At 70.4% G+C, this 17,122-nt stretch carries 15 protein-coding genes; 10 read left to right on the top strand and 5 right to left on the bottom strand.

Annotated features, from left to right (window positions below):
* Positions 1–114 precede the first annotated feature (114 nt).
* From SD460_RS38350 to SD460_RS38335, 4 genes are all read left to right on the top strand, one after another.
* On the top strand, positions 115–1,968 hold the full coding sequence (locus SD460_RS38350) for an Hsp70 family protein (protein ID WP_318307454.1): 1,854 nt from the start codon (positions 115–117) through the stop codon (positions 1,966–1,968).
* A gap of 323 nt (positions 1,969–2,291) precedes the next feature.
* Complete coding sequence (locus SD460_RS38345) at positions 2,292–2,486, top strand: DUF3046 domain-containing protein (RefSeq protein WP_290060981.1); 195 nt, start codon at positions 2,292–2,294, stop codon at positions 2,484–2,486.
* A gap of 240 nt (positions 2,487–2,726) precedes the next feature.
* On the top strand, positions 2,727–3,773 hold the full coding sequence (gene recA, locus SD460_RS38340; protein WP_290060979.1) for a recombinase RecA: 1,047 nt from the start codon (positions 2,727–2,729) through the stop codon (positions 3,771–3,773).
* 32 nt (positions 3,774–3,805) lie between these two features.
* A complete protein-coding gene (locus SD460_RS38335) occupies positions 3,806–4,333 on the top strand; it encodes a regulatory protein RecX (RefSeq protein ID WP_086862444.1) in 528 nt (175 codons plus the stop codon).
* On the opposite strand, the gene SD460_RS38330 is transcribed toward SD460_RS38335, so the two are convergent.
* The 4 genes from SD460_RS38330 to edd all read right to left on the bottom strand — a co-directional run bounded on the left by SD460_RS38330 (position 4,323) and on the right by edd (position 10,334).
* Positions 4,323–5,582, bottom strand: coding sequence for an MFS transporter (locus SD460_RS38330; protein WP_318307453.1), 1,260 nt, complete (start codon positions 5,580–5,582; stop codon positions 4,323–4,325). The genes SD460_RS38335 and SD460_RS38330 overlap by 11 nt on opposite strands.
* Positions 5,583–5,601: 19 nt before the next feature.
* Positions 5,602–7,569 carry a PEP/pyruvate-binding domain-containing protein gene (locus tag SD460_RS38325; protein WP_290060976.1) on the bottom strand — a complete coding sequence of 656 codons (1,968 nt, stop codon included), beginning with the start codon at positions 7,567–7,569 and terminating at the stop codon, positions 5,602–5,604.
* A 204-nt stretch (positions 7,570–7,773) separates the two neighbouring features.
* The gene (eda, locus tag SD460_RS38320) at positions 7,774–8,379 is read right to left on the bottom strand and encodes a bifunctional 4-hydroxy-2-oxoglutarate aldolase/2-dehydro-3-deoxy-phosphogluconate aldolase (protein WP_318307452.1); all 606 of its coding nucleotides are present in this window, start codon (positions 8,377–8,379) and stop codon (positions 7,774–7,776) included.
* On the bottom strand, positions 8,376–10,334 hold the full coding sequence (gene edd, locus SD460_RS38315; protein ID WP_318307451.1) for a phosphogluconate dehydratase: 1,959 nt from the start codon (positions 10,332–10,334) through the stop codon (positions 8,376–8,378). Before edd ends, eda begins: the two co-directional genes overlap by 4 nt.
* 252 nt (positions 10,335–10,586) lie before the next feature.
* On the opposite strand from edd, the gene SD460_RS38310 reads away from it, so the two are divergent.
* The 6 genes from SD460_RS38310 to SD460_RS38285 are packed head-to-tail and all read left to right on the top strand — an operon-like array spanning position 10,587 to position 16,088.
* A complete protein-coding gene (locus SD460_RS38310; protein ID WP_196425237.1) occupies positions 10,587–10,874 on the top strand; it encodes an Rv0250c family protein in 288 nt (95 codons plus the stop codon).
* Positions 10,871–11,695: a succinate dehydrogenase subunit SdhC gene (sdhC, locus tag SD460_RS38305; protein WP_290060971.1), complete on the top strand. Its 825-nt coding sequence runs from the start codon at positions 10,871–10,873 to the stop codon at positions 11,693–11,695. The genes SD460_RS38310 and sdhC overlap by 4 nt, the downstream gene beginning before the upstream one ends.
* A gap of 58 nt (positions 11,696–11,753) precedes the next feature.
* Positions 11,754–13,670, top strand: coding sequence for a fumarate reductase/succinate dehydrogenase flavoprotein subunit (locus tag SD460_RS38300; RefSeq protein WP_290060969.1), 1,917 nt, complete (start codon positions 11,754–11,756; stop codon positions 13,668–13,670).
* Positions 13,667–14,419 carry a succinate dehydrogenase/fumarate reductase iron-sulfur subunit gene (locus SD460_RS38295; RefSeq protein WP_290060967.1) on the top strand — a complete coding sequence of 251 codons (753 nt, stop codon included), beginning with the start codon at positions 13,667–13,669 and terminating at the stop codon, positions 14,417–14,419. The genes SD460_RS38300 and SD460_RS38295 overlap by 4 nt, the downstream gene beginning before the upstream one ends.
* Positions 14,420–14,445: 26 nt before the next feature.
* The gene (locus SD460_RS38290; protein WP_290060966.1) at positions 14,446–14,967 is read left to right on the top strand and encodes a GNAT family N-acetyltransferase; all 522 of its coding nucleotides are present in this window, start codon (positions 14,446–14,448) and stop codon (positions 14,965–14,967) included.
* Positions 14,964–16,088 carry an amidohydrolase family protein gene (locus SD460_RS38285; RefSeq protein WP_318307450.1) on the top strand — a complete coding sequence of 375 codons (1,125 nt, stop codon included), beginning with the start codon at positions 14,964–14,966 and terminating at the stop codon, positions 16,086–16,088. The genes SD460_RS38290 and SD460_RS38285 overlap by 4 nt, the downstream gene beginning before the upstream one ends.
* Here SD460_RS38285 and SD460_RS38280 read toward each other — a convergent pair.
* Complete coding sequence (locus SD460_RS38280) at positions 16,075–16,926, bottom strand: helix-turn-helix domain-containing protein (RefSeq protein WP_290058709.1); 852 nt, start codon at positions 16,924–16,926, stop codon at positions 16,075–16,077. The genes SD460_RS38285 and SD460_RS38280 overlap by 14 nt on opposite strands.
* Positions 16,927–17,122: the final 196 nt, after the last annotated feature.

Genomic DNA, 17,122 nt, shown 5'->3' with positions numbered 1-17,122 from the left:
CACCTCTCCGTCAAGCGGCGGGGTACTTTGCCGGGTCTGCACGCACGGTGACCGCGCACGTGGCAGCATCACGGCGAACGCCGTCAAGGCGGGTTTTTCGTGAAGGGGAGTGCAGTGCGGATCCTGTCGGTGGACCTCGGGACGTCCAACACGGTCGCCGTCCTTTCGGCGCACGGCATGCCGCCCCGGGTCGTCGAGGTGGACGGCTCGGCCAACATGCCCTCGGCGGTGTTCGCCACCGAAGAGGGCACGATCATGGTCGGGCGCGACGCCGAGCGCCGCGCCCGCCTCGACCCGACGCGCTTCGAGCCGAACCCCAAGCGCCGCATCGACGAGCAGACCCTGCTGCTCGGCACCGACGTCGTCCCGGTGACCGACGCGCTGGCCGCCATCCTGCGCCGCGTGCTCGAAGAGACGTCCCGCCAGCTCGGCGGCGAACAGCCCGACGAAGTCCGGCTGACCCACCCCGCGCAGTGGGGCCAGACCCGCCGCAACGTCCTGATGTCCGCCGCCCGGCTCGCCGGCGTCGGCCAGAACATCCTGCTGGTGCCGGAGCCGGTCGCCGCGGCGGCGCACTTCGCGTCGTTCCCCGGCAAGTCCCTCGCGCCCGGCCAGGCGCTCGCGGTCTACGACCTCGGCGCGGGCACCTTCGACGTCGCCGTCGTCGGCGCCACGCAGAACGGCTTCACCGTCCTCGCCGAGGACGGCCTGCCCGACCTCGGCGGCCTCGACGTCGACCAGGCGCTGATGGTGCACGTCGGGCGCGAGGTCTCGCACTCCGACCCGCAGCGCTGGCAGCGGCTGCTGCGGCCCGAGTCCACGGGCGACCGGCGCACCCGGCGCGCGCTGCAGGAAGACGTCAAGGCGGCCAAGGAGGCGCTGTCGCGGCACCCGCAGACCGAGGTGCCGATGCCCGAGCCGTTCAAGGACGTCCTGGTGACGCGCGGTGAGCTGGAAGGCCTGGTCCGGCCGGCGATGCTGCGCAGCGTCGAGCTGCTGTCGCGGACGCTGCGCTCGTCGGGGCTGAGCCCGGACCGGCTGGCCGGCATCTACCTGGTCGGCGGGTCGAGCCGGCTGCCGCTGGTCGGCGCCATGATCGCGGAGAAGCTCGGCGTCGTGCCGGGCAGCCTGGACCAGCCGGAGACGGCGGTGGCGCTGGGCGCCCAGCACGTCGCCCGCGACGGCCTCGGCGCGCGGACGCAGAACGTCGAAGGCGCGGTGGCCGCCGGCACCGGGCCGCACCGCCCGCAGTACGCGCCGCCGCCCCCGCCGCCGCAGCAGTACCAGGGCTACTTCCCGCCCAGCGGGCCGCAGCCGATGCCGTCGAACTTCCCCGCGTACTCGCCCGCCTCGGCCGCCTCGGCCGCCGAGAAGGGCGAGCCGAAGTCCGGCGGGAAGAAGAAGCTGCTCATCGGGATCGCGGCCGCGGTCGTCGTGGTGCTCGCCGCGGGGCTGACCTTCTTCCTGACGTCGTCGTCTTCGGTGGCGACCTACACCGCGGACCAGTGCAGGACGCCGGGCCAGGCGGACGGCAAGGGGCTCACCGGCTGCCTGCGCCAGCTCGCCGGGAAGATCGCCGACACCGGCGACTGCAAGCCGGGCATGGGCAACGGCCCGGCGGCGCCGGCGAAGAGCCTCGGCGTGGCCTCGACCTGCTCGGCGCCGGGCCGCGCGGGCACGCAGGTGACCTACGTCCAGGGCGACAGCGCCGACACGCTCAAGGAGTACACCGACGGCCTGCTCGCCTCCGCGGGCGGCGACCGCACCGAGGCCGACTGGGGCGGCAACGGGCTCAAGGGCCACTACTCGTCCGCGGCGGGCAAGACGGCGGCGGTGCTCGTGTTCGCGGTGTCGGACCGGCCGCTGGTGGGATTCATCTACCAGCTGAACTCGAGCGACCAGGCCCAGGTGACCACGCCGGACACGCTGGCGAACTACTTCGAGGCGAGCGTCCAGCCGGGGGAGTGAGGGTGACGTGAATGACTCATTCACGTCGCCGGACGACAGGGTCCCGGCCAGGTCGCGGGTCCCGCCGACCTGAAGGGGACGTTGCTGGCATCTGGTGTGCTGAAGGGGACTTTCCTGGCATCACATGACAGGAAAGTCCCCTTCAGTACGCCGCGAGCGACGGGACCGGCCTGGGGTACCGGACCGCCGCGACTTTGCCGGAGTCGTGTCGCCGGACGACAGGAATGAGTCATTCACTGCGTTCGGCGCGGGTCCCGGCCGGTCGGGAGGGCGGGCGGCGGGCGCGAACGGACCGTTCGTGCCCGGCGGTTAGAGTGGGTTCAATGCGGATCACGGTTTTCCGGCGGCTGATGGCCGAGGAGTTCGGCCCCGGGCGGGCCCAGGTACTGGCCAGGGACCACGTCCTCAGCGGGCTCGGCGGGCGCACCGTCGACCAGGCGCTGACCGCGGGAATCCCGGCGAAAGAGGTCTGGAAAGAGGTCTGCGACGCCTTCGACGTACCCTTCGAACGGCGCTGACCTGGGCGGATACGCACGGGTCCTGACCCGGGCGGGCGAAAATCCTAGCGCAAGGGTGTGTCGCTGCCGACCTCGAACACGTGTTCGTCTAAGGTGTTGTCCACATCGGGTCCAGCGATCCACAGATTGGGCGCCGCGCCTGGAATTGTCGGTCCCCGCCGCTAGCGTCGGACCGGACAGCTGAAGAACCGACACAGAGCCCCCGGAGAGCCGGGGCTTCGACCAGCGAGGTGGACTTCCATGCCTGCAGCACCCGACAAGGACAAGGCGCTCGAGCTCGCGCTCGCGCAGATCGACAAGCAGTACGGCAAGGGCTCGGTCATGCGGCTCGGCCAGGACGGCCGCGCGCCCGTCTCCGTGATCCCGACCGGTGCGATCGCCCTCGACGTCGCGCTCGGCATCGGCGGGCTGCCCCGCGGCCGCGTGGTCGAGGTCTACGGCCCGGAGTCCTCCGGTAAGACGACGGTCGCCCTGCACGCGGTGGCCAACGCGCAGCGCGCCGGTGGCATCGCGGCGTTCATCGACGCGGAGCACGCGCTGGACCCGGAGTACGCCAAGAAGCTCGGCGTCGACACCGACGCGCTGCTCGTCTCCCAGCCGGACACCGGTGAGCAGGCGCTGGAGATCGCGGACATGCTGATCCGCTCCGGCGCGCTCGACATCCTGGTCATCGACTCCGTGGCCGCGCTCGTGCCGCGTGCCGAGATCGAGGGCGAGATGGGTGACTCGCACGTCGGCCTCCAGGCCCGCCTGATGAGCCAGGCGCTGCGCAAGATGACCGGTGCGATGAACAACTCCGGCACCACCGCGATCTTCATCAACCAGCTGCGCGAGAAGATCGGCGTCATGTTCGGCTCCCCGGAGACCACGACCGGTGGTAAGGCGCTGAAGTTCTACGCGTCGGTCCGGCTCGACGTCCGCCGCATCGAGACGCTCAAGGACGGCGGCGAGCCGGTCGGCAACCGCACCCGCGTCAAGGTCGTGAAGAACAAGATGGCCCCGCCCTTCAAGCAGGCCGAGTTCGACATCCTGTACGGCGTCGGCGTCTCCCGCGAGGGCTCGCTGATCGACATGGGTGTCGACCAGGGGATCCTGCGCAAGTCCGGCGCCTGGTACACCTACGAAGGCGACCAGCTCGGCCAGGGTAAGGAGAACGCGCGGAAGTTCCTGCGCGACAACCCGGACATCGCCAACGAGATCGAGAAGCGCATCAAGGAGAAGCTGGGCATCGGCGCGCAGGTCGACGCGGAGGCCGTCGAGGCCGTGCCGGCGCCGGTCGACTTCTGAGCGGAGTGAGCTGAGTGGCGAGGGCGCCGAAGATCCCGCCGGCCGAGCTGCCTCCCGAGGAGCGGTACAAGAAGGCCAAGGAGATCTGTTACGACCTCCTGGCCGTGCGTGCGCGTACTCAGGAGGAGCTCCGGCAGGCCTTGCGCCGCAAGGGGTTCGACGAGGAGACCAGCGAAACCCTGCTCGGCAAGCTCGACCGGGCAGGGTTGGTGAACGACGCGGAGTTCGCGGAGCTGTGGGTCAAGTCCCGGCACGAGACCCAGGGCCTGTCCCGCACCGCGCTGCTGGCCGAGCTGCGCCGCAAGGGCGTCGACGACGAGGTCGCCGCGCAGGCGGCGGGTGAGGTCGACCGCGAGTCCGAGGAGCAGATGGCCAGGGAACTGGTCCGCAAGCGCCTCGGCTCCCTGGGCAACGTCGACGAACAGACGGCGTTGCGGCGGCTGCTCGGCTTCCTGGCGCGCAAGGGCTACCCCCAGGGGCTGGCGTACACCGTCATCAAGGAGGAACTCCGCGAGTACGGCGCGGAGTCCACCCTCCTCGACGACGCGTTCATCGACTGACGGCTTCGGGTGCGCGGGCCGCCGGGACCCGGCGGTCGGAGCGGTGCTTGCGGACCGCGAGCAGCAGCAGCGCCAGCAGGCCCATCGCGGCGCACGTGACCACGGCCGACAGCAGCAGGAACTCGTTCAGCCGGCCGGCCGCCAGGTACGCGCCCAGTGCCACCGCCACCAGTGCGCACACCGCTCGGTCCACAATGGACTCCAGGGACAGCAGGGTCGCGCGGTAGCGGGAGTCCGGGATGGAGTCGTTCAGCAGCTGCTTCTGCACCGGGAAGGCGATGCCCGTCGCCACCGCGAAGACGCACAGCAGCACCACGGCCGGGAAGGGGCCTGCCCAGACCAGCAAGCCGAGGCAGGACGCCATCACGATCGTCAGCGTGAACACCGAACCCACCGGGCCGATCGCGCGGCGGAGGCGGTGGGGGCGGGCCGCGCCGAGGGCTTCGAAGACCGTCATCGCGGCCAGGACCGCGCCGTACCAGTTCACCGAGAGCGACTTCGACTCCAGGATCGGCTGGAACAGGTTCACCTGGCAGATCCGGACCAGCGTGAACATCGCGATTCCCTGCACCATCAGCAGCGCCAGCCACCGGGACGAACGCAGCGTGGACAACGCGCCGCCGACGCCCGACAGGAGTGAGGCCGTCTTGCCTTCGATACGACGGCCGCCGGGGATCGGGGGGAGCTTGCACGCGAAGGCCAGGGCCACGGCCGCGTTGAGCGCCGTCAGCCAGTACGGGGAAGGGAGGTTCCACGTCATCAGCAGGCCGATCACCGGCCAGTACACGATCTTGCCGACCAGGCTGTACGCGCGGCCGACCCCTTCGACGCGGAGGTAGTGCTCTCCCTCGCCGTGGGCGTTCAGGTACTCGTACAGGTACGCGCTCTGCGCGCCGGACACCAGCGAACGGGCCAGGGCGATCAGGACGAAGTGCACCAGGAAACCGGTGTACGAACTCAGGAACACCGGCACCAGGTTCGCCGCCACCAGCACGCCGGCGCCCGCCGTCAGTGAGGTGCGGTAGTCGAAGCGGTCGGCGATCAGGCCGGTCGGGATCTCCAGCAGGCAGAACACGATGTAGTAGATGCTCTGGATGCCGAAGATCTCGCCGTCGGAGAGCCCGGCCAGCTTCTGGTACTGGTAGAAGATCGGCACCCACAACAGCAGGCCGAAGAAGAACTGGAACCCGTAGGTCAGCCGGACGGCGCGCTGGACGGCCGGTTTCGCGGGCAGGCGAAAGCCCAGCATGGTGGTGTCTCCTGGAGGATCAAACGGAATACGGACGCAGCTGCACGAGGTGGATGTGGTCGCGGTCGGCGAGCCATTCGACGTCCACCGGCGAATCGAACGTGTAATCAGGCGAGAAGTGGCCCTGCAGCAGGCGGCCGGCGACGGCGAGCCGTTGCAGCTGCTCGTGGGCGGCCTCGTCGAGGTCCTCGGGCGCGTCGCCCAGCGACACCGTGCGGCCGCCGCCCTCGACCGTCGAATACAGGTACTGCATGGGCAGCGCCGACCCCTCGACGACGTCGGTGACGCGGGGTGACACGTTGACGTACACCGTGCGGAAGTCCGCGCGGTTCATCGGGTTCGTCGTCACCAGCACGCCACCGAAGTCGGCCGCGACCTGCTCCTGGATCACCACACCCATGTAGCAGTCGTCGAGGGAGATCCCGGCCTGGCGGCGCAGGCGGACGCTGCGCACCGACACCAGCGACGCCCAGACCTCCTTGACGCTGGCGAAGATCCGCTCGGCGGTGGTGACGTGGGTGAGCGACTCGTAGATCCCGGCGGCCGAGAACCCGGCGAGGTCCTCGGCGTTCGACGAACTGCGCACGACGAACGAGCGCACGCCGGCCAGCTGGGACACCAGCGCGGAGTCGATCTCGCCGGCCAGCGCGCCCGGCATGCGGGCCGCCCGGATCAGCGTCTGCAGCTCGACGCACAGCGGCTCGATCTCGCGCGCGTCCAGCTCCAGCGCCATCTTCAGCTTGCCGATGGCCTGCTGGATCCGCGGTGACGACTCCAGGAACCGGCGCTGCAGCGAGAACGGCAGGGCGATGCCGCGCGGTACGCGGACGCGGTCGTCGAGCAGGCGGCGGGCCGCGGCGGTCAGGTCGGCACCCGCGGGGACATCCAGCAGCCGGGCCAGGTAGGGCAGCAGGTTCTCGCGTGGCGGACGGGGCACCTGGTAGAAGCCGAGCAGGCGCTGCGAACCGTGGGCCAGGACGTGGTGCAGCTCGCCGAGGTTGGCCGCCTTGGTGCCGTAGCGGTAGCGGTCGGCCGCGCGCAGCCGGGCGAGGTGCACGATCGGGCTGTGGTCGGCTTCCGGCTGCTCCAGCGTGACGCGCTGGGCGTACCAGCTCGGGGGCGTCGCCGTGGCCGGCTCGGGGATCTCGCGCAGCGAAAGCGCCTGGCCGTCCACTGTGTACTCGACCCACTTGCCGTCGAGGCCGCGGCGCTCGACTTCGGCGAGGGCGCCGAGCTGGACGGCGTTCGGGATCTGCCAGCCGGTGGCCAGCACGTTGGTGTGCGACAACGGTGTCGTGTGCCGGGCGTTGACGATGCCGGACAGCCGCGGGACGTCGTCGGGGACGCGGTCCATCACGATGATGTCCGTCCAGTCCAGCGTGGCCGCGCGGTACTCGGCCTCGGTGCGGAACGCGCGCAGCCGCCCGGTGGCCGTGCCGGGGTTCAGCGCCACGAACGGCGCCGTGGAGAACAGCTCGTGCGCGAACACGCGGGGCAGCTCGCCCGCCGGGATCTCCCGGACGATCCGCTCCTGCAGCTGGTTGGCCGGCTTGAACACCAGCGGCAGCGCCGGGTCGACGTACTCCGCGACGAAGGCGTGGAACTCGCGGATCAGCGCCGCCGGCATCGTGTCGACCTCGACCGTTTCCAGCGAAAGCAGTTGCGGGTGCCGGGCGAGAATGCCGAGCAGGAACCGGCGGTCCGGTGCGTGGTAGAAAGCCTCGTTGTATGAGTCGATCTCCGCGCGCACCCGTTCTTCGGGGACGCCGAGGATCTCTTCGCCGATATAGATCGCGTGAAAGGAATGGCGCGCGTCGTTCAGGAAGTGGATCGCCGAGGTTTCCCGGTCCACCACGACTTTCACGAAGGAATAGCCGCCGAGGGTGCCGCCCAGCTGGTGGAGGGCGGACAGCGAAAGGCGTTCGCCGACCAGGGCGGCGACGTTCTCGGGGGCAGGACTGGGGGCGACCACATCGGTCAGGGACACCGGATCTCCTCGCTCGAAACAGCGAAGGGAAACGATAACAGGCCGGTAAATCACCCACCGGCGCCGCGATTGCTCCACTCAGTGGAATTCATGACCGCCGCCACACCCGCTCGGAGCACCGTTCCAGAAGACTGGAACGGTGCTCCCGGAATGCGGACGCGCATTCCGCCGTTCGGGCGCGGTGCTGACGCGGGGTGATCTCCGCTACAGCTGCGCGGCTTCCGCGGCCAGCTTCTCGATCGTCGCGACGTCGAGCGACGCCGTCAGCCACGACCCGCCGATGCAGCCGACGTTCGGCAGCGCCAGGTACGACGGCGCCGTGGCCGCGGTGATCCCGCCGGTCGGGCAGAACTTCAGCGACGGCAACGGGCCCGCGATCGACTTCAGGTACGCGACGCCGCCCGAGGCCTCCGCCGGGAAGAACTTCAGCGCCGAAAGCCCGCGCTCGGCCAGCCGCATCGCCTCCGACACGGTGCTCGCGCCGGGCAGGAACGGCAGCCCGGTCTCGAAGCACGCGTCGACCACGGCGTCCGTGCAGCCGGGGGTCACGAGGAACTTCGCGCCCGCGTCGGCGGCCTGCTTCGCGTGCTCCGGCGCGGTGACGGTGCCGGCGCCGACGACGATGTCCGGCACCTCGGCGGCGATGCGCTCGATCGCGGCCAGCGCCGCGGGGGTGCGCAGGGTCAGCTCGATGACCCCGATCCCGCCGGCGAGCAGGGCCCGGGCCGTGGGTACCGCGTCGGCGGCGTCGTCGAGCACGACGACGGGCATCACGGGGGACAGCGCGAGCAGGTCCTGACCGGTGGTCACTGACCGACCTCCTGGGTGGTGAAAGCGGGTGTTCGGTGTTGCCCGGGGCCAAGCCCCGGACCCTGGCCGGGGGGCAAGCCCCCCTGGACCCCCGAAAGGACGCCAAGGTGTTCCGGAGTCAAGCCGCCGAACACCGAAGCGCCCTGGTCGGCGGGGCCGACCGCACGGCGCAACGCGGCGAACAGCTCTCGGCCGGTGCCGGTCCAGGATGCTTCGGACGGCGGCGAGTCCACAAGCTCACGGCGGGCGAGTTCTTCGTCACCGACCAGGACGTCGAGCGAGCCCGAGGACGCGTCGAGCCGGATGACGTCGCCGTCCGCGACGCGGGCGATCAGGCCGCCCGCCGCGGCTTCCGGCGTCACCTGGATCGCCGCCGGGACCTTGCCCGACGCGCCCGACATCCGGCCGTCGGTGAGCAACGCCACGGCGTGCCCGCGGTCCATGAGCACGCCCAGTGCCGGCGTCAGGCCGTGCAGTTCCGGCATGCCGTTGGCCCGCGGGCCCTGCTGCCGGACCACCACGACGACGTCGCGATCGAGCTCGCCGGCTTCGAACGCGGCCTTGAACGCCTCCTGGGTGGTGAACACCCGGGCCGGCGCCTGGACGACGCGGTGCTCGGGCGCCACCGCGGAGACCTTGACGACCGCGCGGCCGAGGTTGCCCTCGACCATCCGGAGCCCGCCGTCCGCGGCGAAGGGGCGCCACGCCGGGCGCAGCACCTCTTCGTCGAGGCTGCGGGTGGGGACGTCGCGCCAGACGAGCTCGCCGTCGGACAGGATCGGCTCGGCGCGGTAGCGGTGCAGCCCGAACCCGGCGACCGTGTGCACGTCCTCGTGCAGCAAGCCCGCGTCGAGCAGCGTGCCGACCAGGAACTGGATGCCGCCGGCCGCGTGGAAGTGGTTGATGTCCGCGCTGCCGTTCGGGTAGACCCGCGCCAGCAGCGGCACGACGGCCGAGAGGTCGGCGAAGTCGTCCCAGGTCAGCTGGATGCCCGCGGCCGCGGCGATCGCGACCAGGTGCATCGTGTGGTTGGTCGAGCCGCCGGTGGCGAGCAGCGCGACGACGCCGTTGACGAACGCCTTCTCGTCCAGGATCCGCGCGACCGGCGTGTACTCCTCGCCGCGCGAGATGGCGACGACCCGGCGTCCCGCTTCCTCGGTCAGCGCGTGCCGCAACGCGGAACCCGGCTGGACGAAGCTGGCGCCGGGCAGGTGCAGGCCCATCACCTCGACGACCATCTGGTTGGAGTTCGCGGTGCCGTAGAACGTGCAGGTGCCGGCCGAGTGGTACGACGCCGCTTCGGCGTCGAGGAGGTCTTCGCGGGTCGCGAGTCCTTCGGCGTACAGCTGCCGGACGCGCGCCTTCTCCTTGTTCGGCAGCCCGGAGTTCATCGGGCCGGCCGGGACGAGCAGCGCCGGCAGGTGCCCGAACGACAGGGCGCCGATCAGCAGGCCGGGCACGATCTTGTCGCAGACGCCCAGCAGCAGGCTCGCGTCGAACATGTCGTGCGACAGCGCGATCGCCGTCGACATCGCGATGACCTCGCGGCTGAACAGGGACAGCTCCATGCCCGCGCGGCCCTGCGTGATGCCGTCGCACATCGCGGGCACGCCGCCGGCGAACTGGGCGACACCTCCGGCGGAGCGCACGGACTTCTTCAGCCAGGCGGGGTATTCCTGCATCGGCTGGTGCGCGGAAAGCATGTCGTTGTAGGACGAGACGATCGCGACGCCGGGGGCGCGCGCGGCCCGCAGGGCGGCCTTGTCGACGCCGTCCATCGCGGCGAACCCGTGGGCCAGGTTGCTGCACGCGAGGCCGCGGCGGACCGGGCCTTCTTCGTGCGCTTCGGCCGTGCGGGCGAGGTAGGCGGTGCGGGTCGCGGCACTGCGCTCGGCGATGCGGGCGGTGACGTCGGCGACGACTCGGTGCGGCTTCGTGGTGGGGGCGGGGCTCATGTCCGGCTCCGGATCACTGGTGTGTGGTGGTCCGCGGGACGGCAACGCTGACGCCTCAGGGTCGTGACACTGGCCACACTACCTCGGCAAAACGCCGAATCAAAATCGATTCAGAAGATCCACCCGCGTGACCCCGATCACCTCGCGAACCGTTAGTGTGCTAGTTGTCACACTGCACGACGCGTGGCAAAGCCTTAAGGCGAGCGATCGCCGGCCGGTTCCCTGCCAGCCCCACCACCACCGGGAGGGATCATGTCCACCTCCGAGATCGCCGAGCTGCGGCGAACCATCGGCCAGCTCCGGCAGTGCGTCGGCGCACTGCGCTCTCGTTACGGCGACGCTTCGGCGGTGCGCCGGCTCGCCAACGACGTGGAGCGCCTCGACATCGACACCGCGGACCTCGACGGCACGCCGCTCGCGGTGCCCGCGCAGGCGAAGGCCGCGGAGCGCGTCCCCGTCCCCGACACCCCCTACGACCCGGCGCTCTGGCACGGCGCCGATGACGAAGGCGTCGGCGGCTACAAGCGCGACCAGCGGTGAGCGCACCCGCTGACAACGGCGTCGGCACCGGCGTCCGGGCCCCGAAACGGGCCCGGATCGCCGAGCGCACCCTCCGCACGGACCGGTGGTGGCTCCAGCCGCTGCTGACCGTGCTCGGACTGTCGGCGTTCATCATCTACGCGACGGTCCGCTCGTTCGTGCGCACCGCGTACTGGGTGCCCGACTACCACTACCTGACGCCGTTCTATTCCCCCTGCCTGTCCACCTCCTGCGTCGAGGGCTCGAGCCACTTCGGCCACTGGTTCGGCGACCTGCCCGGGTTCATCCCGCTCGGCTTCGTCGTGCTGCCGTTCCTGCTCGGGTTCCGCCTGACCTGCTACTACTACCGCAAGGCCTACTACCGGGCCGTGTGGTTCTCCCCGCCCGCGTGCGCCGTCGCGGAACCGCACGCCAAGTACACCGGCGAGACGCGGCTGCCGCTGATCATCCAGAACGTCCACCGCTACTTCTTCTACGTGGCGCTGATCGTCTCGCTGATCAACACCTACGACGCCATCACGGCGTTCCACGGCAAGACCGGCGGTTTCGGCTTCGGGCTGGGCAACATCGTGCTGCTCGGCAACGTGGTCCTGCTGTGGGCGTACACGCTCTCCTGCCACTCGTGCCGGCACGTGACCGGCGGCCGGCTGAAGCACTTCTCCAAGCACCCGGTGCGCTACTGGATCTGGACGAAGGTCTCGAAGCTCAACACCCGCCACATGGCGCTGGCCTGGACGACGCTCGGCACGCTGGTGCTGACCGACTTCTACGTCATGCTCGTGGCCAGCGGGGCGATCTCGGACCTGAGATTCGTCAACTAGCGCCTCCCGGCAGTGCTCCCCAAAACCGAAGTCCCCAGTTCCGAGGTGGAATCCTTTTATGACCGAGGTCGAACGGCACAGCTACGACGTGGTGGTGATCGGTGCCGGTGGCGCCGGTCTGCGCGCCGTGATCGAAGCTCGCGAACGCGGTTTCCGCGTCGCCGTCGTGTGCAAGTCCCTGTTCGGCAAGGCGCACACGGTGATGGCCGAGGGCGGGTGCGCGGCCTCGATGGGCAACGCGAACTCGAACGACAACTGGCAGGTCCACTTCCGCGACACCATGCGCGGCGGGAAGTTCCTCAACAACTGGCGGATGGCCGAGCTGCACGCCAAAGAGGCCCCCGACCGCGTCTGGGAGCTCGAGACCTACGGCGCGCTGTTCGACCGCACCGCCGACGGCCGGATCAGCCAGCGCAACTTCGGCGGGCACACCTACCCGCGGCTCGCGCACGTCGGTGACCGCACCGGGCTCGAGCTGATCCGCACGATGCAGCAGAAGATCGTTTCGCTGCAGCAGGAGGACTTCGCCGAGACCGGCGACTACGAAGCGAAGATCAAGGTCTTCGCCGAGTGCACGGTCACCGAGCTGCTCACCACCGACGGCAAGATCGCCGGCGCGTTCGGCTACTGGCGCGAGAGCGGGCGGTTCATCCTCTTCGAGGCGCCCGCGGTCGTGCTCGCCACCGGCGGCATCGGCAAGTCGTTCAAGGTGACGTCGAACTCGTGGGAGTACACCGGCGACGGCCACGCGCTGGCCCTGCGGGCGGGCGCGAAACTGATCAACATGGAGTTCGTCCAGTTCCACCCGACCGGGATGGTCTGGCCGCCGAGCGTCAAGGGCATCCTCGTCACCGAGGGCGTGCGCGGTGACGGCGGCGTGCTCAAGAACTCCGAGGGCAAGCGGTTCATGTTCGAGTACGTGCCGGACGTCTTCAAGGGCCAGTACGCGGAGAGCGAAGACGAAGCCGACCGCTGGTACACCGACCAGGAGAGCAACCGCCGCACGCCGGACCTGCTGCCCCGCGACGAGGTCGCGCGCGCGATCAACTCCGAGGTCAAGGAGAACCGCGGGTCCCCGCACGGCGGCGTCTTCCTCGACATCGCGAGCCGGCTGCCCGCCGAGGAGATCAAGAAGCGGCTGCCGTCGATGTACCACCAGTTCAAGGAACTCGCGGACGTCGACATCACGGCCGAGCCGATGGAGGTCGGCCCGACCTGCCACTACGTCATGGGTGGCATCGAGGTCGACCCGGACACGGCCGGGGCGAGCGTGCCCGGCCTGTTCGCGGCGGGCGAGTGCTCGGGCGGCATGCACGGGTCCAACCGGCTCGGCGGCAACTCGCTGTCGGACCTGCTGGTGTTCGGCCGCCGCGCCGGGCTCGGCGCCGCCGAGTACGTGGACGGCCTCGCCGACCGCCCCGCGGTCGCGCAGTCCGATGTGGACGCCGCGGCGAAGATGGCGCTCGCGCCGTTCGACCCGCCGGCGGGCGCGTCGGCCGAGAACCCCTACACCCTGCACACCGAGCTGCAGCAGTCGATGAACGACCTCGTCGGCATCATCCGCAAGGCCGGGGAAATCGAGCAGGCGCTGGAGAAGCTGGGCGAGCTGCGGCAGCGGATCCTGCACGTCACCGTGGAAGGGCACCGGCAGTTCAACCCCGGCTGGCACCTCGCGATCGACCTGCGCAACATGCTCATGGTCAGCGAGTGCGTCGCGAAGGCGGCGTTGACGCGGACCGAGAGCCGCGGCGGGCACACGCGGGACGACTTCCCGGGCATGGACCCCGACTGGCGGCACAAGCTGCTGGTGTGTTCGGCGGCCGAAGGGGACAACCCGGTCGTCCCGGACATCGGCGTCGAGGTGAAGGAGCAGGTGCCGCTGCGGCAGGACCTGCTGGAGCTGTTCGAATTCGGCGAACTCGGGAAGTACTACACCGACGACGAGCTCGAGACGCACCCCGGGAGCAAGGCATGAGTTACAAGGCGAGCTTCCGCGTCTGGCGCGGCGACGACACCGGCGGCGAGCTGCAGGACTTCACAGTGGAGGTGAACGAGGGCGAGGTCGTCCTCGACATCATCCACCGCCTGCAGGCCACCCAGGCGTCGGACCTCGCGGTGCGCTGGAACTGCAAGGCGGGCAAGTGCGGCTCGTGCTCGGCGGAGATCAACGGCAAGCCGCGCCTGCTGTGCATGACGCGGATGTCGACGTTCACCGAGGACGAGGTCATCACGGTGACGCCGATGCGGACGTTCCCGGTGATCCGCGACCTGGTCACCGACGTGTCCTTCAACTACACGAAGGCGCGGGAGATCCCGTCGTTCACCCCGCCCGCGGACCTCAAGCCCGGCGAGTACCGCATGCAGCAGGTGGACGTCGAGCGCTCGCAGGAGTTCCGCAAGTGCATCGAGTGCTTCCTGTGCCAGAACACCTGCCACGTGGTGCGCGACCACGAGGAGAACAAGGAGGCCTTCGCCGGGCCGCGGTACCTCATGCGGATCGCGGAGCTGGAGATGCACCCGCTCGACGTCGCTGACCGGCGCGACGCGGCCCAGGAGGAGCACGGCCTCGGCTACTGCAACATCACCAAGTGCTGCAGCGAGGTCTGTCCGGAAGGCATCCACATCACCGACAACGCGCTCATCCCGATGAAGGAGCGCGTCGCGGACCGCAAGTACGACCCGATCGTGTGGCTCGGCAACAAGTTGTTCCGCCGCGACAAATGAGGTGACCCGCCTGGCATGGTGGGGGCATGGAGATCGCCTTCCTGCCGCCGTCCGGCCTCGTTTCGGCCGGGCGGATCGCCGACCTCGTCAACCTCGTCTACGCCGAGGCGGAGAAGGGGCTCTGGTGCGAGAGCACCGACCGGACTTCCGCCGACGAGGTCGGCGCTTTCGTGCGAGCCGGGGAGATCGCCGTCGCCACGGTGGACGGCGCTCTCGCCGGCTCGGTCCGCGTCCAGCGCCTCGATGACGCGACGGGCGAGTTCGGAATGCTCGCCGCCGACCCCGCCCGGCGCGGAGCCGGGATCGGGCGGGAGCTGGTGCGCTTCGCCGAGCAGACGTGCCGGGAGGCAGGCTGCCGCGAGATGCAGCTGGAACTCCTCGTGCCGCGGGAGTGGACGCACCCGTCCAAGCAGTTCCTCGCCGAGTGGTACGCCCGGCTCGGCTACCGCGTGACGCACCGCGCCGACCTCGCCGGGGACTACCCGCACCTCGCGCCCGCGCTGGCCACACCGTGCGACTTCCTGATCTACCGCAAGGATCTCGCGTGACGTTGCTCGCCGGCGCGCTCGTGTTCGACCCCGAAACCGGGGACTCGGCGCGGGCGGACGTCCGGCTGGACGGCGCCCGGATCGCCGAGGTCGGCCCGGGTCTCGAGGGCGACGGGCGCGTCGACTGCTCGGGCGGGCTGCTGATCCCCGGGCTCATCGACTGCCACGTGCACGTCGCCTTCCCTCGGCCCGAGCCGTTGCCGCGCAGCGCGCGTGTGCTCGAAGCCGTGCCGGTGCTGCGCGGCCTGCTGGCCCGCGGGATCACCACCGTGCGGGACGCCTGGGGCGCCGACGCCGGGCTCAAGCACGCGCTGCGCGAAGGCTGGATCACCGGGCCCGACCTGCTCGTCAGCCTTCGCCAGCTGTCGCCGACCGGTGGGCTCGGCGACAGCTGGGACCCGCCCGCGGGCGCCGTCGACCACTTCGGTGACCCGTCGCTGCCGGACCCGGTGTTCGACGGCCCCGACGCGGCGCGGGCGGCCGTCCGCCGGATGGTGCGCGCCGGCGCCGACTGGATCAAGGTCGGCGCGAGCGGCGCCCTGCGGGCGGTGCGCGAGGGCGTGGACGTCCGGCCGACCGACGACGAGCTCTTCGCCCTGGTCGACGAGGCCCGCCGCAGCGGCCGGGACGTCCTGGCCCACGCGCACACCGCCGCGGCGGTCGTCTCGGCGGCCCGCGCCGGCGCTCGCAGTGTCGAGCACGGCACGTTCCTCGACGACGACGCCGTGGCCGCGCTGGCGAACGCCTGGTACGTGCCGACGCTCTCGCCGATCAGCGACAGCGAGTTCGCCGGGACGCACCGCCGTTCGGTCCGCCTCGCGGTGGAAGCGGGCGTCCCGATCGCGGCCGGCTCGGACCTGGCTCCCCGTCCCCATGTCGACTTGACGACCGAGCTGCGCCTGCTGGCCGCCGTGCTCGGCGACGCGGCCGCGCTGAAGGCGGCCACCTCCGAGGCGGCCCGCCTGCTCCGGCTGGAGGACGACCGGGGCCGGCTCGCGGTGGGGTTGCGGGCCGACGTGGTGCTGCTCGACGGTACGGACCTGGACCTGACCGACCTGCCGGGACGGATCCGGGCGGTGTGGCACGACGGGGAACGGGTCGGCGGGGTCAATTCGCCATGAGGTCGAACTCCTCGGCCAGCCGGACCAGGAACGCCCGGGATTCGTGTTCCGACAAGGCCACCTGCTCCAGCCGCGTGCGGTAGATGTAGAAGGCTTCGACGGCCACGCGTTCGTCGATGAACAGCCCGGCCGCGAAGGTCTCTTCGTAGGCCACCGGCGGGTGTTCGGCGAACTCGAGGATCGTGAACCGGCTGCCGATCAGGTGGTACGGCGGTGCGGAGGCGGGGACGACGCGGATGGTGCAGTGCGGGAGGTTGGTGGCCAGCACCAGGTACTGCAGCTGTTCGTGCATCAGCGCCGGGTCGCGCAGGACCGACCGCAGGGTGTGCTCGTAGACGAAGTACAGGCACTGCGGCGGGTTCCGGCGCTGCAGCAGCTGCTGCCGGTCGATCCTCGCCTGGACGAGCGCCTTGAGCCGGTCCGTCGTGTACCGGCCGGACAGCTCGTAGACCGACCGCACGTAGTCCTCGGTCTGGAGCATGCCCGGCAGGGCCAGCGGGCTGTTCGAGATCACCGCGGTCGCCAGGTTTTCCTGGATGATCAGCGACTTCATCGGGTCGACGAGCTTGTCGAAGTAGGGCCGCACCCAGTAGAGGTCGCTCGGCGGCCGGGTCAGGTGCAGCAGCCGGTCGCGTTCGGACGCGTCGGTTCCGCAGTGCGCGAGGTAGATCGCCGCGTCGATCGGCGAGATCCGGCGGCCGTTCTCCCAGCCGGACACTTTGGACGCCGACCAGTGGGCGCGCCGGGCGACCTCGCGCAGCGACATTTGTCTCGCCTCGCGCTGGTTTTTCAGCTCGACACCCATCTCCCGGGTGCGCACCGTGCTCTTTTCGGTCATGCCCCGCACGTTAAAGGCAAGCACCGACAAAACGGCTCCTGCCACGCAGCGGTTCACCGGAAGGGATGTTGCTGTTCTGCCTGTGTGACAACGGGTTTCGCCCGCGAAGCGCTGCGAAGCACCTTCGCACAATGAAGCGCGCTTCGCACCTTCGCGAAGGCGAGAAGGCATTCACGACGGCCATTCCGGGAATCGT

Source organism: Amycolatopsis solani, assembly GCF_033441515.1.
Taxonomy (GTDB): Bacteria; Actinomycetota; Actinomycetes; order Mycobacteriales; family Pseudonocardiaceae; genus Amycolatopsis; species Amycolatopsis solani.
The sequence above is the reverse complement of the archived record's forward strand: the minus strand, read 5'-3'. Positions and strand labels throughout refer to the sequence as shown.